Annotated in this window: 24 protein-coding genes, 1 tRNA gene and 1 other annotated feature; of the genes, 11 read left to right on the plus strand and 14 right to left on the minus strand. The window is 53.4% G+C overall.

The window, feature by feature from the left end; genetic code table 11:
- Positions 1-15: 15 nt before the first annotated feature.
- Complete coding sequence (locus IM700_RS04625; RefSeq protein ID WP_193416403.1) at positions 16-555, minus strand: ComEA family DNA-binding protein; 540 nt, start codon at positions 553-555, stop codon at positions 16-18.
- Positions 556-769: 214 nt separating this feature from the next.
- On the opposite strand from IM700_RS04625, the gene comER reads away from it, so the two are divergent.
- Positions 770-1705 (plus strand): late competence protein ComER, encoded by a 936-nt coding sequence (gene comER / locus IM700_RS04630; protein WP_155605628.1) that lies wholly within the window; start codon positions 770-772, stop codon positions 1703-1705.
- Between the two features lie 40 nt (positions 1706-1745).
- Here comER and leuS read toward each other — a convergent pair whose 3' ends face one another.
- Positions 1746-4187 carry a leucine--tRNA ligase gene (gene leuS, locus IM700_RS04635; RefSeq protein ID WP_193416404.1) on the minus strand — a complete coding sequence of 814 codons (2442 nt, stop codon included), beginning with the start codon at positions 4185-4187 and terminating at the stop codon, positions 1746-1748.
- 102 nt (positions 4188-4289) lie between these two features.
- Positions 4290-4506 (minus strand) — a binding site (T-box leader).
- Positions 4507-4674: 168 nt separating this feature from the next.
- On the opposite strand from leuS, the gene IM700_RS04640 reads away from it, so the two are divergent.
- Positions 4675-4748, plus strand: a tRNA-Pro gene (locus IM700_RS04640).
- Positions 4749-4992: 244 nt separating this feature from the next.
- Here the strand turns inward: IM700_RS04640 and IM700_RS04645 are convergent.
- Positions 4993-5502, minus strand: a complete 510-nt coding sequence (locus IM700_RS04645; RefSeq protein ID WP_193416405.1) for a DinB family protein — start codon at positions 5500-5502, stop codon at positions 4993-4995.
- 320 nt (positions 5503-5822) lie between these two features.
- Positions 5823-6182 (minus strand): winged helix-turn-helix transcriptional regulator, encoded by a 360-nt coding sequence (locus IM700_RS04650; RefSeq protein WP_155605631.1) that lies wholly within the window; start codon positions 6180-6182, stop codon positions 5823-5825.
- Between the two features lie 236 nt (positions 6183-6418).
- On the opposite strand from IM700_RS04650, the gene IM700_RS23065 reads away from it, so the two are divergent.
- Together IM700_RS23065 and IM700_RS23070 are read left to right on the plus strand one after the other, a co-directional pair.
- On the plus strand, positions 6419-6691 hold the full coding sequence (locus tag IM700_RS23065) for a hypothetical protein (RefSeq protein WP_239483595.1): 273 nt from the start codon (positions 6419-6421) through the stop codon (positions 6689-6691).
- Positions 6692-6940 carry a dihydrofolate reductase family protein gene (locus tag IM700_RS23070; RefSeq protein ID WP_272491411.1) on the plus strand — a complete coding sequence of 83 codons (249 nt, stop codon included), beginning with the start codon at positions 6692-6694 and terminating at the stop codon, positions 6938-6940.
- 326 nt (positions 6941-7266) lie between these two features.
- Here IM700_RS23070 and IM700_RS04660 read toward each other — a convergent pair whose 3' ends face one another.
- The 3 genes from IM700_RS04660 to IM700_RS04670 form a co-directional block, all read right to left on the minus strand.
- A complete protein-coding gene (locus IM700_RS04660) occupies positions 7267-8058 on the minus strand; it encodes an SDR family NAD(P)-dependent oxidoreductase (protein WP_193416407.1) in 792 nt (263 codons plus the stop codon).
- Between the two features lie 151 nt (positions 8059-8209).
- Positions 8210-9220, minus strand: a complete 1011-nt coding sequence (locus IM700_RS04665; protein WP_193416408.1) for an AraC family transcriptional regulator — start codon at positions 9218-9220, stop codon at positions 8210-8212.
- Positions 9221-9318: 98 nt separating this feature from the next.
- Positions 9319-10242 (minus strand): FUSC family protein, encoded by a 924-nt coding sequence (locus tag IM700_RS04670; protein WP_155605636.1) that lies wholly within the window; start codon positions 10240-10242, stop codon positions 9319-9321.
- A gap of 192 nt (positions 10243-10434) precedes the next feature.
- Here IM700_RS04670 and IM700_RS04675 point away from each other — a divergent pair, with 192 nt between their 5' ends.
- Complete coding sequence (locus IM700_RS04675; RefSeq protein WP_193416409.1) at positions 10435-10986, plus strand: CBO0543 family protein; 552 nt, start codon at positions 10435-10437, stop codon at positions 10984-10986.
- Positions 10987-11004: 18 nt separating this feature from the next.
- Here the strand turns inward: IM700_RS04675 and IM700_RS04680 are convergent, their stop codons facing one another.
- The 4 genes from IM700_RS04680 to IM700_RS04695 form a co-directional block, all read right to left on the minus strand.
- Positions 11005-12171: an Acg family FMN-binding oxidoreductase gene (locus tag IM700_RS04680; RefSeq protein WP_239483619.1), complete on the minus strand. Its 1167-nt coding sequence runs from the start codon at positions 12169-12171 to the stop codon at positions 11005-11007.
- 29 nt (positions 12172-12200) lie between these two features.
- Positions 12201-12869: a TetR/AcrR family transcriptional regulator gene (locus IM700_RS04685; protein ID WP_155605638.1), complete on the minus strand. Its 669-nt coding sequence runs from the start codon at positions 12867-12869 to the stop codon at positions 12201-12203.
- Positions 12870-13041: 172 nt separating this feature from the next.
- Complete coding sequence (locus IM700_RS04690) at positions 13042-13830, minus strand: helix-turn-helix domain-containing protein (RefSeq protein ID WP_204801117.1); 789 nt, start codon at positions 13828-13830, stop codon at positions 13042-13044.
- Between the two features lie 223 nt (positions 13831-14053).
- On the minus strand, positions 14054-15097 hold the full coding sequence (locus IM700_RS04695) for a YkvI family membrane protein (RefSeq protein ID WP_193416411.1): 1044 nt from the start codon (positions 15095-15097) through the stop codon (positions 14054-14056).
- 151 nt (positions 15098-15248) lie between these two features.
- Here IM700_RS04695 and IM700_RS04700 point away from each other — a divergent pair, with 151 nt between their 5' ends.
- From IM700_RS04700 to IM700_RS04725, 6 genes are all read left to right on the plus strand, one after another.
- Positions 15249-16076: a helix-turn-helix domain-containing protein gene (locus IM700_RS04700; RefSeq protein ID WP_193416412.1), complete on the plus strand. Its 828-nt coding sequence runs from the start codon at positions 15249-15251 to the stop codon at positions 16074-16076.
- Between the two features lie 135 nt (positions 16077-16211).
- Entirely contained in the window at positions 16212-17372 is a 1161-nt protein-coding gene (locus IM700_RS04705) for a Gfo/Idh/MocA family protein (RefSeq protein WP_193416413.1), read from the plus strand.
- 94 nt (positions 17373-17466) lie between these two features.
- Positions 17467-17634 carry a hypothetical protein gene (locus IM700_RS04710; RefSeq protein WP_193416414.1) on the plus strand — a complete coding sequence of 56 codons (168 nt, stop codon included), beginning with the start codon at positions 17467-17469 and terminating at the stop codon, positions 17632-17634.
- Between the two features lie 237 nt (positions 17635-17871).
- Positions 17872-18603 carry a ThuA domain-containing protein gene (locus IM700_RS04715; protein ID WP_193416415.1) on the plus strand — a complete coding sequence of 244 codons (732 nt, stop codon included), beginning with the start codon at positions 17872-17874 and terminating at the stop codon, positions 18601-18603.
- The gene (locus tag IM700_RS04720) at positions 18603-19706 is read left to right on the plus strand and encodes a Gfo/Idh/MocA family protein (protein ID WP_193416416.1); all 1104 of its coding nucleotides are present in this window, start codon (positions 18603-18605) and stop codon (positions 19704-19706) included. Before IM700_RS04715 ends, IM700_RS04720 begins: the two co-directional genes overlap by 1 nt.
- A gap of 136 nt (positions 19707-19842) precedes the next feature.
- Complete coding sequence (locus IM700_RS04725) at positions 19843-20091, plus strand: hypothetical protein (RefSeq protein WP_239483597.1); 249 nt, start codon at positions 19843-19845, stop codon at positions 20089-20091.
- A gap of 42 nt (positions 20092-20133) precedes the next feature.
- Here IM700_RS04725 and IM700_RS04730 read toward each other — a convergent pair whose 3' ends face one another.
- The 3 genes from IM700_RS04730 to IM700_RS04740 are packed head-to-tail and all read right to left on the minus strand — an operon-like array spanning position 20134 to position 23337.
- Positions 20134-20916, minus strand: coding sequence for an SDR family oxidoreductase (locus IM700_RS04730; RefSeq protein ID WP_193416417.1), 783 nt, complete (start codon positions 20914-20916; stop codon positions 20134-20136).
- Between the two features lie 50 nt (positions 20917-20966).
- A complete protein-coding gene (locus tag IM700_RS04735) occupies positions 20967-21635 on the minus strand; it encodes a bifunctional 2-keto-4-hydroxyglutarate aldolase/2-keto-3-deoxy-6-phosphogluconate aldolase (protein ID WP_193416418.1) in 669 nt (222 codons plus the stop codon).
- 40 nt (positions 21636-21675) lie between these two features.
- Complete coding sequence (locus IM700_RS04740) at positions 21676-23337, minus strand: hypothetical protein (RefSeq protein WP_239483598.1); 1662 nt, start codon at positions 23335-23337, stop codon at positions 21676-21678.
- Between the last annotated feature and the right edge of the window lie 79 nt (positions 23338-23416).

A 23416-nucleotide genomic window follows, 5' to 3' on the forward strand; every position in this document is an offset into this window, starting at 1 on the left:
TTCGATCCCATCGGCCTACAGGCCGATGTAAGGCTTCATTTTCTCCAGCATCTTGTCCCCGATCCCTTTGACCTGAGTCAAATCTTCGATAGAGGCAAATGCGCCGTGTGCATTGCGGTAATCGAGGATCGCCTGCGCTTTCTTCTCACCGATACCGGGAATCTCTTGCAACTCTGCCAAACCGGCGAGATTGATGCTGATCTTTCCGGTCTCGGCGGTCTTTCCGCCCCCATCCGTTGGGGTCACGGCTGCGCTACCCCCTCCGGCCTCGCTACCTTGCGCAGCGTTCGCTCCGGCTGTGGAAGTTGACGACGTCGAGCTGCCGCCGACCTTCGCAGTTTGGCTCTCGCTCACTTCCCCCGTGTTGCCCGCCGCAGCCGCAGCGCCAGAGTCCTTGCTTCCTGCGCCTTCCTCGGCCAGTGCTGATTTCACTTCAGCATTAACCGGCATCCAGCCCTCGATCCCGGCGGGATCGCGGCCGCCCGTCGCCAGGAGCATCAAACCGGCGCCGATCACAGCTGAAGCTATCGCTGTCAATACGAGTTCCTTCCGCATATGGTAACCCACTCCCCTATCAAACCTCTTAAAAGAATCCACTTATAGTCATGAAGATCCAATCAAGCTGCATACATATTTATACAGGTGAAGTAGAAACGGCAGAAGTAGGTTCACGCGAGAGTAAAGCTGACCGTTTTTGAATCATGAACAAATGAGATCTGCCTTATCGTTTTACCAAGACAGTGCGTTAAGCACGGAAAGGGGAATCCGGATGAAAGTCGCCTTCATCGGAACCGGATCCATGGGAAGCCTGCTCATCGACGCGTTTTTGCGTTCCGGCACGTTGCTTCCACATCACATTTGTGCCAGCAACCGTTCTCCCTACAAAACCAAATGGCTGGCTCAGCGCCATCCCGGTCTGCTGGCGTATAGCAACAACGCCGAAGCCGTGCAAGGAAGCAAAATCGTCTTCTTGTGCATCAAACCCCTGGATTACCCCGAAGTGATCGCGGAAATCCGGGACGTGCTCGACGAGAAGCAGATCGTCGTGTCGATCACCAGCCCCGTTCAGATCGAAACATTGGAAGAGGCTCTTCCTTCAAAAATCGCCAAGATCATCCCCAGCATCACGCATTCCGTTCACAGCGGTGCATCGCTCTGCATGTACGGCAAGCGGATCCGCCCCGAGGATCGCTTGCTGTTGGAACAGCTGATGTCCTCGATCAGCACGCCGACCACCCTCCGAGAGAGCGAAACCCGGATCGCTTCCGACTTCTCGAGCTGCGGTCCGGCTTTCGTCGCGTATATGCTGCAGCTTTGGGCGGAATCAGCCGCCGAACTGACGGGAATCGGTTATGCCGAGGCGATCGAGCTTGGCTCGGAAATGCTGCTTGGCACCGGCAAACTCCTGACCGAAGGCGGCCTAAGCCCGGAAGAGCTGATCGAGCGGGTTGCCGTTCCCGGCGGAGTAACCGCCGAAGGCATCGCTGTACTCGAATCCGGTCTGCGCGGTGTATTTACCCGCCTGATTGAAACGACGCACCGCAAATATGACGAGGATATCGGCAAGCTGCACGCGCTCTTTCACCCGGATAAACCGGAGATTTCTCCGCCATCAGCTAACCTAAGATCGGTGTGCCCGGAGAAGGAAGATCCCCTAACCGATGTCAAACCACCAGACGGATCAGGGGCAACCTCCATTTCCTGAACAAACCGTTCATCTCGCAGGTGAATGGAGCTATAGCTATCTATCCTACGACGATATTAACCAGTTTGCCCGGTACGGCAACGACTTTGCGAATCGTCTTCCCAGCCACGGCCTGCTGCACGCTCGGCAGGCTTAAGCTATGTTCCTGCATCGCTGCCTGATCCAAGTCCTTGGAAATTTTCGTGCGTTCGACGATTTTACCATTCACCTGCACCACGATTTCCACCTCGGCTTCAACGGTCCAAGCCTCGTCGTACGCTGGCCATGATTCATACGTAATCGTACCGGTATGGCCCAGCCGTTCCCAGAGTTCTTCCGCCAAATGCGGAGCCAGCGGGGACAGCAGCTGTACGAAGTTTTCCGCCGCCGCTTTCGGCACGGCATCTGTTTTGTAGGCCTCGTTGACGAAGATCATCAACTGACTGATCGCCGTGTTGAAACGCAGGTTCTCAAAATCCTCCGTCACTTTCTTGATCGTCTTGTGCCAGGTACGTTTAAATTCGTCGCTGCCCCCGTCCGTCGTAATTTTCGAATTCAGGCTGCCGTCCTCGGCGACGAACAGACGCCAAACACGGGACAAGAAGCGGTGAATGCCATCCACGCCGCTAGCGTTCCAAGGCTTGGTCGCTTCCAGCGGCCCCATGAACATTTCATAGACGCGCAGCGTGTCCGCTCCGTATTCGCCCACAATCTCGTCCGGATTGATGACGTTGCCGCGGGATTTACTCATTTTCTCGTTATTGGTGCCGAGAATCATCCCTTGGTTCACCAGCTTATGGAACGGTTCCTTGGTCGAGACGACGCCTAGATCGTACAGGACTTTGTGCCAGAACCGAGCGTAGAGCAGGTGAAGCACCGCATGCTCGGCCCCACCGATATACAGGTCAACCGGAAGCCATTCCTCCTGCTTCTCTTTCGAGCACAGCTCGTTGTCATTATGCGGATCGATATAGCGCAGGTAATACCAGCAGCTGCCGGCCCATTGCGGCATCGTGTTGGTCTCGCGGCGAGCCGGTTTACCGGTTTCCGGATCAACCGTGTTAACCCAGTCGGTGACGTTCGCGAGCGGCGACTCTCCAGTACCCGACGGTTTGATGGCGTCGACATCCGGCAGGACAAGCGGGAGCTGATCCTCCGGTACCGGCTTCATCGTGCCGTCCTCCAGATGCAGGATCGGGATCGGCTCCCCCCAATACCGCTGGCGGCTGAACAACCAGTCGCGCAATCGGTAAGTCACTTTGCCGCGGCCTTTGCCGTTCTCTTCGAGCCAGGTAATCATTTTCTTGATCCCTTCCTCTTTCCCCAGCCCGTTCAGGAAGCCGGAGTTCACATGTTCTCCTTCTCCCGTATAAGCTTCCTTCGCCAGATCGCCGCCTGCGACCACCTCAATGATCGGCAGATCAAATTGCTTGGCGAATTCGTAATCGCGCTCGTCATGCCCCGGTACTGCCATGATGGCACCCGTACCGTAACCTGCGAGCACGTAGTCGGCAATCCAGATCGGCAGCTTCGCGCCGTTCGCCGGATTGATCGCATAAGCGCCGGTGAATACCCCAGTTTTCTCCTTCGCCAAATCGGTGCGCTCCAAGTCGCTCTTGCGCGCTGCTTGGTCTTGGTAAGCCTGCACCGCTTCGCGCTGGGCATCCGTCGTGATGGTTTGGACCAATTCATGCTCCGGCGCTAACACCGCATAGGTGGCTCCAAACAGCGTGTCCGGGCGCGTCGTGAAGACCGTCAGAGAGTCATTCCGGCCTTCAATCTCGAATACGACCTCAGCCCCTTCGGATTTCCCGATCCAGTTGCGCTGCATATCCTTGATGCTTTCCGACCAGTCCAGCTCCTCAAGGTCTTCAAGCAGCCGCTCGGCGAATTCGGTAATCTTCAGCACCCATTGGCGCATCGGTTTGCGAATAACCGGATGACCGCCGCGCTCGCTCTTGCCGTCAATGACCTCTTCGTTCGCCAAGACCGTTCCCAGTGCCGGGCACCAGTTCACCGGAACTTCGGCTACATAGGCCAACCCTTTCTTATACAGCTGGATAAAAATCCATTGCGTCCATTTGTAATAATCCGGATCGGTCGTGCTGATCTCGCGGTCCCAATCGTAGGAGAAACCCAGCGACTTGATTTGGCGCCGGAAATTGTTGATATTCTTAACCGTAATGTCCCGCGGATGCTCGCCTGTATCAAGCGCATGTTGCTCCGCCGGCAGTCCGAAGGCATCCCAGCCCATCGGATGGAGTACGTTGTAACCGCGCATCCGTTTGAAGCGGGAGACGATATCCGTGGCCGTGTAACCTTCCGGATGGCCGACGTGAAGACCGGCCCCCGATGGATAAGGGAACATGTCAAGCGCATAAAACTTCGGTTTGCCCGACTCTTCCCGCGTTTTGAAAGTGTGATGCTGATCCCAGTAAGCCTGCCATTTCGGTTCGATGGCCTGGGCTCGGTAAACGTCATGGGGCACGTTGTGGTCCGCCATAATTCAAAATCCTCCTTGAAATACCAAATTAAGATGTGGGCCAAAAGTTGACTTTTTGAACTACCTTTAACAAAAAAACCTCCCGACCCGTAGCGTATAATCGCTAGGGACGAGAGGAAGTTTCCCGTGGTACCACCCTAGTTAGCATCGGACATGCTTTGTCCTAGCTCCCTTTGGACCCTTAACGCGGGCAAAACGATGATGATTTGCGCATCATAACTCCAAGGCGAGTTCGTCTGCATTCCCCAACCGGCTTGCACCAAACGCCGGCTCTCTGGATGGCGGAATTCAAATTACTATTCCTCTTCAAAGTTCCACAATATAGAATTGGATTATCAATCATTATATAAAATAATGCCACGGATCGTCAATGTCGGAACGATTGCCCTTCGTTCGCAATTTTTTCACCCGTAACCCTCTTTACAGTTTCGCTCAAGAGAGTATAATTTATTAATGTTTCCCCCATAAAAATAAGTACTACAACTGACGAGACGTGGCTCAGCTTGGTAGAGCGCTTGCTTCGGGAGCAAGAGGTCGCAGGTTCAAATCCTGTCGTCTCGATTCTTATTTTACGGTTTTGAATCAATAGACAACACCTATTGGATATTTAATCCAGAAGGGAGTTGTTTTTTTGTTGTTAAAATTATCTTTATTAAGAACTTCATCGGTGAACCAATCGCTGCTGTTTTTTCAACACGTCTTGCCCTCTCTTCATATCAGTCTATGAAAGAGGCGAGAAGAGTGCCCTAAAGTAAGGACGGAAGCCGCGTTGTCCACGTAGCTTCCGTCCCAATCCTCCGGACGACTAACTCAAGTAACGATTTCGGATAACCCCCATGTGATGAAGCTCGTGTCCTGCAATGCCGTAAGCGAGCGCACGCGCCGTAATGCTTACGTTGTTGGCTGTGCCCTTGCGGGACCATGCCTCCGTCGGTAACCCTCGCAGCAGTGTGATCGTCGATTGCCGTACGGCCCGGTAGTCTTCGGCCAATTGCGCCGTTGTCCAGCTTCCGAAAGGAGGAATGAACAATTCCTGATCGAAACCGGGCAGCGGCGTCTGATCCCCTCTTGCAAATTGGAGCAGGCGGTAGGTCATGACGCGTTCACTGTCTGCGATGTGGCCCACGACTTCTTTCAGCATCCATTTCCCCTCCGCATACCGATAGACGCTCTGGCTTTCGGTCAACGATGACAGTAGCTCAGTCATTTGCTTTTCCTGAGCGAGCAGAATGTCAATGATGTTGCCTTCCGGCACCAACCGGATATACGCGCCGGCGTCACCGGCGTATTCTTCTTCTGATGGTCTTTGGTTCATGCATAATCACCTTTCTATGAAGATATAGACATGTCTATTGAATTCGCGAAAGAATAGAACTTTCCTTCCAAAAATTGAGATTATGCAACTACTTTGTTGGTCGGCTGCCACGCTAAACTGCCCGTTCGTATAACACCCGCCGTCAGTCTAATGTAGTGTAGTGCTTAGGAAAATTTAATTGAGCCCATCACCCTCATTCGGATGCTTTTTATCCGCAAATTTTGTAGGTAATGGGCTTCTTTGTTTATCTATGCAAAAAACCTGCCGTTTCGACAGGTTGAATAATCATCAAATGTGCAGCGCCAAAAACATGGAGCGCCTCATTTCTCAATCGTCTTATTCCGCAGATATGAGCCATGCTCCTGAGTCCACGTCCACATCGCCTCAAAAATCGGTTGCAGCGCCTTCCCGCTCTCGGTAAGGTCATATTCGACATGCAGCGGTATGCCTGGGTAAAGAGTACGCGTGACGATTCCTTTTTCCTCTAACAGTCGCAAGCGATCTGTCAAAGTTTTCGGACTAATCGGTTGCAGTTTACGACGTAACTCGCCAAAACGTCGATTCCCGTTGAACAGTTCGAATAAGAGAAGAAGCATCCACTTGCCATCCAAGATTTCTAAGATAGGCTCAACAGTACCAGGGCATGATCGATCCATCACGTTTACCACTCCATAGTTCATTTTTTGAAACTATTGCACTTAAATGTAACTACTTTTCAAATGTAACACAGATCAATTAAGATGTGAAGCAAGGGCGGGAAAACATGTTGGGCATTTCGTTAGGAAGGAAGATCAACTTGATTAGACCGTTTGAATTAGACCCTGCAGAGACCCGTTCACCGACCGGTGGCTACCTTACCGCGGGTGTCAGCCGCTATCCGAACATGATCGAAACGAATATGAGGAGGAATAAGACAATGAAAACCATTCTATGGGCAACCTTAACCGCCAATGGAAATTATGCACAATCCGGCCCCGAAAATCCGCCGAGAAAAGAAGCGTTGGACGACTTCTTTACACACGCCAAAGCTGCAGGAAATTTCATTGTCGGGCGTCGGACCTTCGAAGGAATGCGAGGCAGCGGTGGACCAGGGCCTTTTGCCGATATCGATATCGTTGTTGTTTCTAAGAGCGCCACGGAAATACCGGGCGTAAAGGTTGTGAGATCGCCAGAGGAAGCCTTGGGTTAACTGCAGGAAAAGGGCAATCAGACCGCTCTTATTAGCGGCGGCGCTGATGTCCTCAATTCATTCCTGGGGCAAGGACTTGTAGACGAAGTAATTTTCAATGTAGCACCCATATTGGAAGGCAGAGGGTTAAATCTCTTAATCGACAAAGACAACTATCGATTTAAGCAAGTGCAACTATTAGACTGCAGGCCTCTGGGCAGCGGCGTCGTTCAACTGCGCTATGCGATTAATCGAACTTTAGGAGGATAGCCAAGAATATCAAGAACATCGTTTGGATGCCTTCTATAAACTGAAACCCAACTTAGACTCTCCGCCGCGTCTTGAACCGAAGGGGATTCCCTTTGACAATCAAAAGTATTCGATTATCGTAACCAGCGAGATAAAGCAGGTTTTGAATAACAAAAAGACATTGGATAAAGCGCTGATTTCCATTCAGACGCAAGTTCAAGCCAGCCTGGATCAAGTGATGAAGAAACAAACAAAGAAATAATATAAATATACTGGCTGCTTGCACACAAACAAACTCGCGGCGATGAGGCCGCGAGTTTGTTTTGCTTTTCGGGTCGAGCTGGCCCTTAATAGATCGTGGGTATCATACCTCCGTCCATGCGAACCGGAGAGCCTCTGAATGCCGAGGCATAAGGGCTGCATAAGAACACGGCTAACCGCCCGATTTCAAACGGTCGGATAAACCGCTGCAACTCGGAATGCGCCAGGTTTGCGGCCATGAATTTTTTCTCCTTGTCTGCAAAAGCCAGGTCTTCCGGATATATCTGTTCGATGATCTGCTGTACCTTTTCGGATAGCGTCGGTCCCGGCAGGATGGTATTCGAGGTGACCTCCGTTCCTGCCGTCCGTTTGGAGAGGCTTTTGGAAAGCGATAATAACATGGATTTGGTCATCGCATACTGAGGCATTTGCCCCGATGGCATCACCGCTTCCTCGCTGGCCATGAACAGGATTCGGCCAAAGTTATTTTTCAACATCTTGGGCAAGTAGAATTTCGTCAACGCGTTCGCGGCAAGGACGTTGGTTCGAAAGTAAGTATCCCATACCTCCTCGTTCACGTCTTCATAGGCCATGATTTCATAGATCCCCATATTGTTAATCAATAGATCAACCTCAGGATACCGCTCAAACAAGGCGTCCCGTTGCTGCGGGTCCACCAAATCGGCTTGCGCGTTCTGCGGCGAAGTTGCCGGGAACTCCAGCTTCAACTCCTGCACGGTGCGTTCGACTTCTTCCGGATCCCGGCCATTGACCAGCACCTGAACGCCCTCCCGCGCAAGTTCAAAAGCGATGGCTCTCCCTATCCCTTTGGTTGATCCGGTGACTAATGCCGTTTTGTTCCCTAATCCCATATCCATAGATGTATGTCTCCTTTAGCTGTATTCGCGACAAGCCGGTTGGATGCTCGGAATGCAGCAATCCGGCGTCTGGATACAGCTTATGTTACAGGGTTAGGCTTGTTCGGTAACTAGCGTACCGCGACAAAATTCTTGGATTCGGCGCCACTTGTCATGACGATCTGCCCCCCAATTGGGCGGAACGCCAATTCGAAGGCGTATCCCCTTCCCAGAGGCGGAAAGCCCGGTAAAACGAATTCTGGTCCTCAAATCCGACCAAAAAAGCGACCTCTTTGATATTCAGCTCGGGATTCGCCAAGTATTCTCGGGCTTGTTCGTGCCTAGCCCGATTCAGCATCTGTTTGAATGTTGTGCCTTCGTCTGCCAATCGACGCTGCAAGGTGCGATCGCTCATGCCCAACTTCCTTGCCACAACATGAATGTCCAAGCGTCCTTCGCCCAAATCTCGCTTGAGCGTCCGACGAACCGCCTCAGAAATCGAACGCGAGCGTTTCTCATCTAATGACTGATCCAATATAGGGGTCAGAATCTCCAGCAATTCTTGGTTATGCGAAACAAACGACCGGTCTAAATCCCTCCGATTCAGCGTCAGCCGGTTTCGGGTGGAACCGACGGTGACCCGGCAACCGAAATAATCTTCCAATATGCTTACGTTGTCCACCGATCCGGAAAATTCCACGGAACGGGCTTTGATAGGCTGTCCGGTTCCCCGACGTCCAAGCTCAAGGAGAAAGGCCAGCGTCGTTCCGATCAGGACGGCAGGGCTGGTTGGCTCACTTGGCCCACCGCTTAGCTCTAATGTAATGTACGCCCCCTCCTCTTCGTTGATCAACAAGTTTTCCGGAGGACACATGGGTTTGTACCGCGCCATTCCATACAACGCCTCACGATAAGTACGGGCATGGTATGTCGCTAAAACAGTTGGCGGATAGTGATCCGAATCAAATGTGGCCGCAAGCTTAACTATCCCTTTGGCTGAATCGCCCATGAGGTCAGCATAAGTCTGCCATATCCGAACATATTGTGCCGTGGTGACGAAGACCGGGGCCGTCATCCGGGATAACGTCAGTTGCGCTCGGCTGGCCACCACATGAGGGTCGATTCCCAATAACTGAAAACTCGCCCATAAACCTGGCGGGATGGTGATGCGGTCGGTATTCATCGGTTATCGCTCCCCTTCTATCTGCTTCCCTATCGTTCAAGGTTATGTTCAGTAGTATATAACAAGAAAGCAGCCTCCGGGGAGGCTGCTTCTATTCGTTACGATATTTTAAGCTCTACCTTCGCTTGGAGACGTCCTCGCTCCTGAATCGGAAGCGGCAATCCCAGCTTCTGCAATTCGGCGTAGATCCAATCCGAATGATAAGCATAAACGATTTCGATGTTACGACGCAGCTCTTCACTATGGTAACCCGCCGTCGGCTCTTCAACCCGTTCGTTATCGCTGTCAGCCAGCAGCAGTCGATGCTCGTTAATCAATTGCTGAAGGATGACCAGATGCTCATAGATATGCCGATAAGATTCAATCTCCTCGGCGATTTGATCCATCGATTCACTCAGGTCTCGCGTCAAATGGAACTCTTCTTTGCACAGCTGATAATATTTCACTAAGCAGTCCAGCTCTGCACGAAAGCTCTTTAGATCGACGGTTTCCCGGCAGGTTGCAATCTGCCCGAACAAATCGGCCATCCGTTTGGCGACGGCTTTACGCGCTTTTTCCAGATCAGCTTCATGTTTAGGCGGAAAGACCACCAAATTGACAATGACGGCAACGGCAATCCCGATCAGCGTGTCCGTGATCCGGTTAATGCCATAGAATATGGGACTTTCTCCTGGCTGGAGATTGAGCATGATGGCTAAAAATACGATACAACCGATGGATATCGATTTATTCCATTTTAACAGATTGCAAATATAAATCACGACGATGACCCCAATTGCGCAATATACCGCGTTTCCTGGTTCGATCATGGCGAAACCCGCACCAACGATTGCCCCAACGAATGTACCCATCGTCCGGTGTTTCCCGGCCGTAAACGAGTTGGTGACCGAATTTTCCATTGAGATTATCGTTGCGATCGCGGCGTAAAAAGGATACTCCAGGCGCATTAACGCGGCAATGATCACGCACAAACAGATGGCTAGGCCCGTCTTGAGATTGCGCAAACCGATCGTCCATTTCAAACGAATCAACCCCTCATTAAATTCAGAACCTGAACTCAGAACCGTATTATATAAGATGGGTTCATCCGGCCTCAACCAAATATGTACTAGCGGACGGCCGTTTTCGGGGAAGATGGGTTAACTTTCATGAAATATTCAAAAAATTTCAAAGAACTTACAGGAACATCATGATCTCGGCTCCAAAATAAGGGGTTGAAGGAAAATCTGCCGAACCAGTTGGAGAAACCAAAATCTGGACAAACTGCTACTGAGGTGATTAAATTGCTGATCAATATCATCGCCGGATTCCTGGTTCCCTGGATTGCTGGCGCTTTTCTGATCTATCGGGACAAAAAAGCGATGCTGCTTGCCTTTCCTTCGGGCGGGCTCATGTCGCTGCTGTTCAACGACTTCGGCGTTTATACCAAGTGGTGGCAGTTACATCCGGATCACATGGAGTCCGTAACCACCATTCCGTTTAACCTTGGGATCTATCCGATCGTGGCGGGCTGGATGCTCCACTTCATATTTACTACCCGGTTCCGGTTCAATGCCGCCCTGATGATTGCGGCTTTTGCCGCCTTATTGACCGGTGCCGAATTCGTTTACGTCTGCCTGGACAAGATCCAATACGGAAACGGATGGAATATCGGCTGGACCTACTTGTCCTATATCCTGGCATTAGGGGCCGTATACGGATATTCCCGTTTGCATGCGCGATTATTCGTTTCCCGAAACGGGCAACAGGAGCCTTCCGGTCCTTAACAAAAAAAGCATGAATGCCTATTTATCCATCATCAGATTCATGACATCGCGCCTCATACTTAACGGGGCTTCCTGAGTAGGACGGCCCACCCGGACGAGCATCTGAATCGAGCCGCCGCCGGGGGCATAATCGCGATGGATGCCGTCGTACTCAGCCTTCATTTCCGGGTACTCTTCCAAGGCTTGGCTTAACGGCTGGACGGCCAGGCCCAAGCGATGGGCTTCCAGGATCAATCGACTGTATGCCATACCGCTTAGAACTTGGGCGGATCGGGTATTCTCGGATGCGACGATCATAGCGTAAACCGAGGTATGATCTACCGAAGTTTGAGTTGACTTGACGAAGGTATCGGCTGCAGCTTGGCCTACGTTGAGGGACGGAAATAACGTAACCATCCCTTGCATCAAATGTCGCATGAGGCCCTGAGTTCCTTGTCCCTCGACGGAAAATCCGTAACGGTATTCATTTTTCTCGCGTTCGTTGGCTCGAAAAATCAGCTCCGTTTCCTTCATCACCCGTCTTACGCTCGCCTCGATCTTAGCGGCTCGAATCGCGTACTCGCCAAGCTTCTGAACGTTATCCTCATCCTGGTACACCGTAACCTGCACCCCGTAACCGTCACCGATTCCTTCAAGCGTTGCCTTGGCTTCGGAGGAAAGCTTGCCCGGTTCGTAGGCTCCCCGGTTCGTATCCGGCGAATACAGAAACGGATATAGCGGCTCGGTTCGCGGTTCGGCTTGCGTCAAAGTTATGCGCGCCACCGGTTTCTTCTCCATGCTGGCCGTCAAATGCCGCTCGTCGTATTCTCCTTCCGGGAACAGCCGAATCTCCACATCATACCCCTCCTGCTGTCCGGCAATGCGCACGTACTCCAGAAACGTCCCCTGGGTCACCATCATCTGCCGAGATAATGGATCCACCTCGGGGGTTAGGCGTGTTGAATCGGCATACAAATCCAATACGTTCGAATCCGCAGGGTCAAGCCGAACTTTCCATGGCTGCATGTTATGCCCGCTTGCCGCGAGCAGACCGCGCGCAACCAAGGAAATCCGCGGATCGTCTGCCTGTTGCGCGTATTCGGGTTGCCAAGGTTCAAGATATTTCGGTGATGCCCCAATCCCGCTGATCAGAAGCAGCGCGATAAACGCCGCAACGATGAAAATGCCGATGCCCGCTACGATCATCTTCACTCGACCTCTCCCTATTCTCAGCCTCATCGGTCACTCTCTCCTTGACCGGAGCGAATCGAACGAATCAGCAGATGATAAGCCTCCGCCACCAAATCCTCCGACGTCGTATTATAGTAGTTACGAATATAGTTTCCTTTCTTACCCGCAGTATTAAATACGCCAACGGTGCAGGCCCATAGAACGAGCGCGGTTTTCTCCGGATGGATATCGGATCGCACGGAGCCTTCCGCCATTCCTTTGTTCAAAATTCCGATCAAACGGCCCATGACCTGTTCGCCGAGCTCGTAACACGCTTCCCGGGACGGGTCCGGAACGTCATTCTTAAAATCAAGCTCTCCGTTCTCGTATTCCATGATCGCGCGAAAATAGTCGGGATGCGTGAGGCTGAACCGATGTAATGTCAAGGCCATCTGCTTGAGTTCTCCAATGGCATCGGTACGGTCTTTTTTCTCCGTGTCGTCTCTCAACATTTGGAGCAGTTGTTTGTACCCTCGGGTCATGATTTCGAAATAGAGCTGTTCCTTACTGCTAAAGTAGATATATAGCGTCCTTTTGCTGAATTCTGCCGCTCTCGCGACATCGTCCATCGTTGCTAGATCGTACCCTTTTGCAAAAAACACCTTTTCCGCCGCCTCGATCATTTCCTGCCTGCGCAGCTCGCGGGCTTTCTCTTTGCGCTCCTGGCTCCCCAATGGAATCCCTCCACAAATTGCACTATAGTGCAACAAAGTAAACTATAAGTTTACTTTAAATTATAGTTTCCTTTCATTTCCTGTCAACCCTAGTTCATCGGTACCCGAGGGGCCTGGGCATCCATGCAAACAGCCCCCATCAAGAGATGGGGGCCGTGATCCTTGCTAGGAGTTATCCACGGAACATGGCAACGATCCATTCCAACAGCGGTTTCCACATCTTCGGATATTCCTGGGCGATCAATGACCTCACCTGATCGGCATGAATGCTGGCAAAGTCATCGTTTTGGATAGCCAGCGTATACGCTCCTCTGACAGCGTCTCCGATGGCTATATGCCCGCTGGCATACCCCCCGATGGCAATCCGGGAGGCGATGGCCAGACCGCCAAAAGCATAAACACCGATAGACAAGCCGCCGAAGGCCAGTACGCCGATCGCAACCCCGCCGGCAGCGACAAAACCGGCTGCAAACCCACCAGCTGCCAGGAGTATGGCCAACGCTAGCGCGCCAAGACTGACCAGTCCCGCCGACACCACACCAAGGCATAGACCGCCAAGCGCGAGAAGACCAAGCGAAACAGTACCGATGGCAATATTACCGATCGCAATGACACCCTTCGCTACATACATGCCGCGTCCTACATTAATGTGAATGAGCGGCACACCAAACCAGGTCGTTTTACTTTTGTATTCATAATGAACTCGATAGCGAGTAGTTTGAACATTTGACCCCAAGGGCAGCTCCTGTTGTTCCGATTGTACACCCCGGACCAAATGATCCATGCTCACTTGAAACAACTCGCATAAGGCAATCAATTTATCCGTTTCCGGGTACGATTGACCCGACTCCCACTTCGAAACGGCTTGCCGCGATACTCCGATCGCTTCGGCCAAATTTTCCTGGGACATCCCTTTTTGCTTCCGATAGTTCTGCAGCTTCTCTGCAAAATCCATGTTCATCACCTCGCCTCCATCATATCCGCTCCAGCATTCCCGAACTATCAAGCGAAGCTGGCAATCTGTCAACCACCGGTTGCGATTGGCCGCATTAAAGGGTTATTGCTCGGGAAATGACCGCTATCCCCAGTATAAACCAGCCTGCGAAGCGGCTCCGTGATATTTTCAGCAAGGAAATGAGTGGTGGAGGATCTGACTTGAGAACAGCGAGGCAGCAAGCACGAAGTTAACGCTTCGGCAACCGGCGGAACGCCAGCAGGAGGAGCAGCAGCATGCCGATATAACCAAACAACGGATACAAGTACGTTAATAAGTAGGAAAAGCCTGCCTGACTGATCAGAAAGCAAGCAAGCAACACGGTGAGCAGGGTTGCGTTTTTGGGCACCTTGTAGAGGCTTTGCAACTGCCTTGTGACCCCAAACACGTTTCCGATCAACGTCGTAAAGATCTCCCCGTAGATCACCAGAAGAAAGAGGACATGCAAGAACGCTCCCAGATCACGGACGATTTCCGCCATCGGAATGTCATAGCTGAGCATCTCGGGCATTCGTGAATTCAGGGCAAAATGGTAAACCATCAGCATCGCCCCCAAACCGATGCCCCCCCATATCCCTCCCCATTTCAAAGTGCTCTCATCCCGGACCTCACTGCCTAACGGAACCATTACCGCCTGGATGAAGGCAAAATTCAATGCGGCGTAAGTAAACGGGCTTAGCGCCCAGCGGAAGTCCCCCAACTGCTGCAGTTGCCAGTCGTTGATCCCCAGCAGGCTCTCCGGCTGAATCGCTCGGAAGGCAATCAAGCTCGTGAATAGAAGGATCATGGGAACGACAAGCGCATTGACGATCACGATGCCGTTCATTTCCTTCGTCATGACCAGGTAACTTAAACCGATGCTGATCACGATCCCCAGTTGATAAGGAAGATGGAGCTGCTCCGCGAAGATGGAACCGGTGCCGGACAACATTACGGCGGTAACCCCAAGCAAAATCAGCAAAGTCAAAAAGTTGGCTACCTTGCCGAAGAAGCGGCCAAACAAATGATCATTAAATTCCTGGTACGAAAAGGCTTGAATCCGATGGGCGTAAATCATCATTTTCGTCCCTAGCCACATAAACAGAAAGGTTGTGACAACGATCCCCGCCGTTCCAACCGGGCCGTACAGGGTGAAAAACTGCATGATCGATTGTCCCGATGCAAACCCCGCACCCACGACGGTACCGATATAGGTCACGGCAATTTGAAATATTTTCACCCATCGATCGTTCATATATCCTCCACAATTACCATTTTTTACTCTTTTGTACTTTCATCCTATGTCCAAGCTCTGCCTTCTATTCTCGAAATAAAATAGAGGAATCTCTGGCCGAAATGCAGTACATTTAGGAGGAAACCTATCTCAACGACGCGGAGTGAGCTACGTGAAATCGTTCTATCAAAATTGGAAACTGGATCCGGAGCTTCCGATGGACATCTATCAAAGCACCAACATCACGTTTTATCCCCATTTTCATGCCGAGATCGAGTTTATTTATGTCATATCCGGAGCGATTCGGATCGGTGTGAACGAAGAGAGCCGCATGCTCCGGCAAGGTGACATGGTGGTCTGCGGCAGCAACGACATCCACTACTTTGACAGTCGGGGATTGGAATCGGAAATCATGATTCTCATCTGTAAGCCAGAATGGATCACCATGACTAAGAGCTGGCCACTCGACTTTCGGTTCACTTCTCCTTATATTCCGGCGAATACCCCAGGGCTGGAAAGGGTACAAAAGATACTGGAAGAGCTCATCCGAGAGAAAAACGAAAGACAACCCGGTTACCCGCTACTCCTGAAAGCCGGGATTGCGAGGTTATACGGAAGCTTGCAAAGATACGTAGATACCCATCCATTGGATCGTTCTACCAAGGAGAAGTACGAATCCCGCCGCGCACGGATGCAGCAAATTTTGTCCTATATCGAGAATCATTATCGCGAAGAATTAAACGTTGCGGTGATGGCGGAGCGTTTTTCGATGGAACCCTCTCATTTCAGCCGGTCCTTCAAAGCCGCTATCGGCATGAACTTCAAAACCTACCTCAACACGGTTCGAGTGTTAAGCGCCGAGCACCAGCTGTTGACCAGCGACCTCAGCATCATGGAAATCGCCCTGGAATGCGGCTTCAGCAGTATTCGCACCTTCAATCGGGTCTTTAAGGAACTGCGAGGCAACATCCCTTCCAGCCTGCGCCACCCGGAAAGCTAAAGTTCTCACAAAAAGCCGGAAAACGCATATTTTGTCCAGGATTCCACATAAACTGGCGAGAGAAATCTGAGGAATCTATTTATAATGATTCTTGAAATAACAGCAATTACCATACCCGCGAAACGGAGGAATTCGATGAACCCGCTGCGTGTCGGAATGATCGGTTACAAGTTTATGGGCAAAGCCCACAGCAACGCCTATCGGGCGTTGCCGATGTTTTTCCCCGGTGCCTTAAAACCGGAAATGGCCGTATTGTGCGGCCGTAACGAGGAAGCGGTGCAGGAGGCCGCAAATCGCTTGGGGTGGCGCGAAATCGCCACGGATTGGCATGAACTTGTTGCCAGGGACGATATCGACCTGATCGACATCAATGCTCCCAGTGACGCTCATAAGGAAATCGCGCTGGCGGCGGCCCGGGCGGGTAAGCATATTTTTTGCGAAAAACCGTTAGCGCTTACATTAAAGGATTCTCGCGAGATGCTGGCTGCTGCCGAAGCAGCCGGCGTCGCCCATATGGTCGGATTCAACTATCGCTTCTCCCCGGCGGTCAAGTTGGTCAAGGAGCTGGTGCAAAGCGGCCGGTTGGGTAAAATCTATCATTTCCGGGCCTGGTTCCTTCAGGATTGGATCCTCGATCCGTCCTTTCCGCTCGTTTGGCGGCTACAAAAGGACGTTGCGGGTTCGGGCTCGCACGGCGATTTAGGCGCGCATCTGATCGACCTGGCCCACTATTTGGTCGGAGACATCCGTGAGGTGATCGGCATAAGCGAGACGTTTATCAAGGAGCGGCCGCTGGCCGAGAACATGACGGGACTCAGCGCCAAGAGCAGCGCGAATGCGCCGAAGGGGCCGGTCACGGTCGACGACGCCACGCTGTTCCTGGCCCGGTTCGCGAACGGGGCGTTGGGCAGCTTTGAGGCGACGCGGTTTGCCGCTGGCCACCGCTCGACGAATGCGTTTGAAATCAACGGCAGTCTGGGCAGCGTGAAATTCGACTTCGAGCGAATGAATGAGCTTGAGGTGTATTTCACCTCGGACGACGCCGATGTTCAGGGCTTCCGCCGCGTCCTTGCGACCGATCCGGCACATGCCTATGCCGAAGCGTGGTGGCCGCCGGGGCACACGATTGGATTCGAGCACACGTTTACGCACGAAATGCTCGAGCTGACCTCGGCGATCCGCGAAGGCCGCCAGCCGGTGCCAAGCTTCCGCGAAGGCGTACAATGCCAGGCGGTGCTGGAAGCGGTGGAGCGCTCGGTCGCGGAACGGCGTTGGGTCGACATTTCGGAGATGTGAGTCAGTTGGAGACCCCATGAGTCCGGAGCTTCAGCCTGCAAATGTGGCCCGACCCAGGAGCGGGTCGTGGCGTGGGAGTGCGGAGTGGTGCCTGTTGCGGGAACGTGTGCGAGAGCGAGTGCGTGCGCGGGAGTGCGTGTGCGGGAGTACGGCGCGGGAGTGCGGCGCGGGAGTGCGTGTGCGGGAGTACGGCGCGGGAGTGCGGTACCGGAGTACGGCGCGTAAGTTCTACCCGGGGTGCGGCGCGCCTAACGGACCGTAGCGACCTTATTTGCCCATTTCCCGGCTATTTCCCGCTGTAACGGACTCCAAAGACCTTATTAGACTCTCATCGCATACATTTAGCTGGTTTTATCCCAAATAAGGTCTCCTCGGTCCGTTAGATTTCGCAACTGCACGCACGCAGGTAAATAACGTCTCTGGTGTCCGTTAGCAACTAGATGAGCCACTGAAATGTGTTCGGAGGAAACATACCTTAGAGGAGAGAAGGAAAATCAAGATGAAAAAAGCATTAATCGTCTGGGGCGGCTGGGATGGACATGAGCCGGAGCAGGTAGCTGGAATTTTCGCCGGCGTTCTGCGAGAACATGCATTCGAGGTGGAGGTCTCCGATACCTTGGAGGTTTTTGCCGATGCGGAAAAGCTGCTTGGTCTTGATCTAATCGTACCGGTGTGGACGATGGGAACCATCGACCAGGGGCTGGTAAATAATGTGTCGGCAGCGGTACAAGCGGGAACCGGCCTGGCCGGTTGCCATGGCGGGATGTGCGATTCGTTCCGGAACAACGTCGATTGGCAATTTATGACCGGCGGACAATGGGTTGCCCACCCTGGTAATGACGGTGTGGACTACAAGGTTGAAATCATCGCCAATTCCAGTCCGTTAGTGGAAGGGATCGAGGATTTCCGCGTCCAGACTGAGCAGTATTACCTCCATGTCGACCCCGCGGTTGAGGTGCTAGCGACCACCCGTTTCCCGGTCGTTGACGGACCTCACCGCCTCAATAAGCCGGTTGATATGCCGGTCGTGTGGACGAAGCGCTGGGGCATCGGACGAGTCTACTATAATTCGCTAGGTCATCACGCGGATATCGTGGACCTGCCTCCGGTGAAGGAAATGATGACTCGCGGGATGCTGTGGGCAGCGGAAGGCAAGCGGCTTGCCCTGGAATCGCAAGGCGGCAATGGACAGCTCCAGCACAATTATACGGGCATGGGGGACAGCCAATAATGGACAAAATCAAGGTAGGGATTATCGGCTGCGGCAAAATCAGCGGCATTTACATGGAAAATTGCGCAAAGTTCGAGGCGCTTGATCTTGTGGCCTGTGCCGACCTCGATGTGAACCGGGCGCGGGAGCAGGCCAAACAATACAACGTCCCCCAAGCCTGCTCGGTTGACGAGTTGCTGCAAGATCCCGACATTCAGATCGTGATCAACCTGACCATTCCGGCGGCACATGCCGAGGTTTGCCTGAGAGCATTGGATTCCGGCAAACATGTGTACGTGGAGAAGCCGCTGGCCGTAACCCGTGAGGAAGGCTTGGCCGTCCTCGAAGCAGCCCGCCGCAACGGGCTCATGGTCGGCAGCGCGCCGGAGACGTTTTTCGGCGCCGGAATCCAGACGGCGCTGAAGCTGATTCAGGACGGGACCATTGGCCGTCCCGTGTCGGCGGCTGCGTTTATGATGAGCCGCGGGCACGAGTTCTGGCATCCAGACCCGGAATTTTATTATGCCAAAGGCGGAGGACCGATGTTTGATATGGGTCCCTACTATTTGACGGCACTGATTCAGTTACTGGGTCCGATTCAACGTATCGCCGGGATGACCGGCAAAGCGCTGAAACAACGTACGATCACTAGCGAGAAAAAGTACGGGCAATCGATTGAAGTCGAGGTGCCCACTCATGTCACGGGTACGCTGCAATTTGCGTATGGAGCGATTGCTACGCTAACCACCAGCTTCGATATTTTTGGTGGCAGCACGCTGCCCCCGATCGAAATTCATGGGACCGAAGGCACGTTGCTTGTGCCTGATCCGAATTCCTTCGGCGGCCCGGTCAAACTCCGCCGGATCGGCGAGGAAGTCTGGACCGAGGTCCCGCTGCTCCCTGGCTATGCCGAGAACAGCCGCGGCATCGGCCCGGCCGACATGGCGAGCGCCTTACTGCACTGCCGGCCGCACCGCGCCAGCGGCGAGCTGGCCTACCACGTGCTGGAGGCGATGTGGGGTTTCCACGATGCCTCCGATGCGGGCACCTACTATGAGATGCAAAGCACCTGTACCCCACCCGCCGCATTGCCGGTGGGCCTGGAGCCGTATCAACTCGATTAGCCGGATAACTAGCTGACGAAACCTAATCGCAAAGAACCCCCGAGCTTCTTTCCGTTCGGGAGTTCTTTTTTTAGTATAGTCCAAACTATGCGCGCCATATAGATGAACAGCGATTTATGGAGAGGAATGGGGAACTATGGCCGCTAATAAGCAACGTCCCTTTATATTTGTGACGATCAAAGCGTCTACGATCCGAAACATCTTTGTTCTGGATCTCATTGCAGGGACCGGAATTTACTACTTGATCAAGTTGGTAACCGCCAGCGTGCTGTTGGGCTCGGTTGGCAGCGCTTTGGGGACGGAGGCGATGAAGCGAATACCCATAGCGCGGTTGATTCAAATGAACCGGAGCATCTCCCCTGTAAAAAAAGCGGATCGTCACTAATTCGACGATCAGCCTTTTCAACCGGCGATTCCCCCCGCCGTGTTACAACACCGACGACGTGCCGCCGTCGATGTTGACCGCCGTGCCCGTCACATACGACGCGGCCTCGGAGACCAGGAAGGCGATCACCTTCGCCGCCTCCTCTACCTGGCCAATCCGCCCCAGCGGGATGCCATGGCGCGGATCGGTCGCGAACTGCTCCCAGGTGAGGTCGGGCGCGGCTTGGCGCCATTTTCGCTCGATCTGGTCGCTGCGGACCAGCCCGATGCATACCGCATTCACGCGGATGCGGTCGGCAGCTAGGTCCTTGCTCATCGCCTTCGTGAGGGCCAGGCCGGCTGCCCGGCTAACCGATGTCGGCAAAGAAGAAGCTCCCGGCGCCTTGCCGCTGATCGCGGTGACGTTTAGGATCGCGCCGCCCCCGGCTTCACGCAGATAGGGAACGGCAGCCCGGGAGAAGTTCACTGTCCCGAGCACCTTTAGATCCAGATCCGCTCCCCAGGTCTCCGCCTCGACTTGCTCGAAAGGCCCTGCGGCCGACGTTCCGGCGTTGTTGATGACAATATCGAGCCCGCCAAATTGCTTCGCCGCCTGCTTCACCGCCCGGCGCGCATCCTCACCCGAAGCGACGTCGGCGACGAGAACAAGCGGTTCAACCCCCGTCTTCGCATGGATGGTCGCGGCCGCTTCCCGCAGCGGCCCTTCTCCCCGCGCGACGATGGCTACTTGAGCCCCTTCCGCAGCTAGCATGAGGGCTGTAGCAAGACCAATGCCCTTGCTGCCGCCGGTAATCATTGCCCGTTTCCCTTGCAAACCAAGATCCACTTGATTTCCTCCTCGTCGATTTATTCTTTCTTATTCAGAATCATCTACGTTTAGGTTAACCCTTTAGCCTTCAAATACTCCGCCTTATAAGCCGCCGCCTTCTGGGCGATCAGCGTCAGGTCGTTCTTCTTCACCGCTTCGTTCGTCAAGTCCGAGCCAATGCCGACAGCCACCGCCCCGGCTAGGATCCATTCGCCGAGATTCGCCAGCGAGACCCCGCCGGTAGGCATGAGGTTTGCCTGCGGCAGCGGTCCCTTGACGGCCTTGATCATCGACGGATCGTAAAGATTGCCCGGGAACAGCTTCACGATGTCCGCCCCCAGCTCCAGCGCTTCCTGGATTTCTTTGATCGTCATGCATCCAGGCATCACCGGAATGCGGTAACGGTTACACAATCTCACCGTGTCCGGGTTCAAGGATGGCCCGACGACGAACTGAGCGCCGCTCAGAATCGCCGCCCGCGCCGTTTCGGGATCAAGCACCGTCCCCACGCCAATAATGGCATATCGGGATTCATCCTGCGTGTCCCAGGTGTATTTGCGGGCTAGCTCCTCGATCGCCCGTAAAGCAAACGGAATCGTCATCGTGACTTCGATGACTTTAATACCGCCGGCAATCGCCTGCTCGGCCATTTGCACGACTTCCTCCGGAGTTTCACCACGCAACACGGCGACAACGCCTTCTTGCATGATTTTTTGCGTAAGCTGCAGCTTCTTCATCCTTTAACCCTCTTTCTCACGATTACGTTGTCTTAACCCTCTACAATGAATAAGAATAGGACTCCAAATCAACACGCTGGCCGTTCACCCGTCGATCCCCCGGAAGCCCCGGACCTTCAACCCGAAGAGATAGCTTGGCTTCCTCGGCATAAGTAACGTACGTCACACCGATTCTTCCCGCACTTCCACCAACTTCGAATTGAGGCGAACAGGACCTCAAGGCTGAGGCGAACTCATCCAAACCGGCGATGCCTCGCTGAGTCGCTTCCGGTACGCCAAGGGCTTCCACTACGATGCCAACGCAGCGTCCATCCGCCACAACTTGCAGATAACCGTTCCGATCCTGTACCTGGTAAGCCCCCGATACATACACGGCAAAATACGTCTCTTCGACCTTTCCGAATATACCATTCGCTGCAAACTGCCATTCTCCTTCCGGAAGCACGCCATTGACCGGTTCCGTCGCGTCTTCCGGCAGTGAGTATACAGCCATAACGACGTTCTTATGATACAGCACATCCGTCCACCCACTTTGATGGCGCGGGTCGTTGCCCGCGGGATCATAACCTTTGCCGGGATGAAAAAAATACAGCTGATTTCCCTTCTCGCCGCGGACCGGCAAGCTGAATAACCAACGCAGCTGCTCGTTGTCGAATTCCTCGACTCTCTCCCACATCCCCCCTACCCCAAATTGGCCGGTGAGATAAGCATAGGAATGAAGTCGATGCTTCACACCGCCGATCTCTTTAAGAAGAACGGCTCGGGCTTCGAAGGGTTCATTCTGCTCCAGCGCCCGATGCCGGGCTCGTAGGGGCGCTTCGTAGAAGAGAAATCCGGCATACTCTGTGCGTGGCATCGCTTCCGGCAATTCGAAATCGCCGAATTGCACATAGTCGTGCAGGACGTTGGCGTCCCGCGGCGCATCATGCGGCCAGCCTCGGGCATGGGCCCCCACCCAGGCCCCTTTGAAATAATACACCGCTCGAACGTTCCATAAATGGTTGAGTATCTCGGAGAGTTCGTCCTTGACCTCCGCGTCATCCATCAGCGCCCACGCGCAGGTAAACGCCTGAATCCAATGCCAGAACCACGGCAAAGCCCCGTATTCGGCCATACCCTCAAGGCGAAGTTGGGCAAGCGTTTGTCGCAGGCATTCCCTTCCATCCGCAAACAATGCCGCATCCCTATATCGCTGTCCAAAGATCAGCTTCGCAGCCGTATACTTCGCCTCATGATGGTTGTACTCCCGTAAAGGTTTGCGATAAAATCCGCTGCGGTACACATGGGACAAGGCCTCCTCGAACCGCGTAGCCACCTCCGGGCTCAGGTGCTCCCCATAGTTCTGCGCGAAATACACCATCAAGCTGCCCATCAGTTCCACCGGCAGCACATGAGGCGTTGCCAGTTCCGGAGCCGGATCAAGCCCCAGTGGCCAATGGCCGTACAACGGGCTAGCCGCCACCCGATCCTGCAGTAGAAGCACACGCAGCAGCACCTTCTCCGCCAGTTGCCGGCCTTCCACGCGATCAAACGACGACGTTTCTTCCGAGTCGACGGCGGCTGCAAATAAATAGGAGGCGTAATAAAAGTTGTCCCGAATATCGCCGTGAAACCACAGCCCGCTGGCTAGGAGAGGCTGACGCCACGCATACTCGGCCGCTCGATGGACGATTTCTCCCATTCTTGCTCGATAAAGATTCATCAAATAGCGCCCCTTCCCCCACATCCTATCATGGTTCCCTCGGCGGCTAAAGCCGGTGAATCCACGATTTGTTACGGCA

The organism is Paenibacillus rhizolycopersici, from assembly GCF_014947195.2.
Classification (GTDB): Bacteria; Bacillota; Bacilli; order Paenibacillales; family Paenibacillaceae; genus Fontibacillus; species Fontibacillus rhizolycopersici.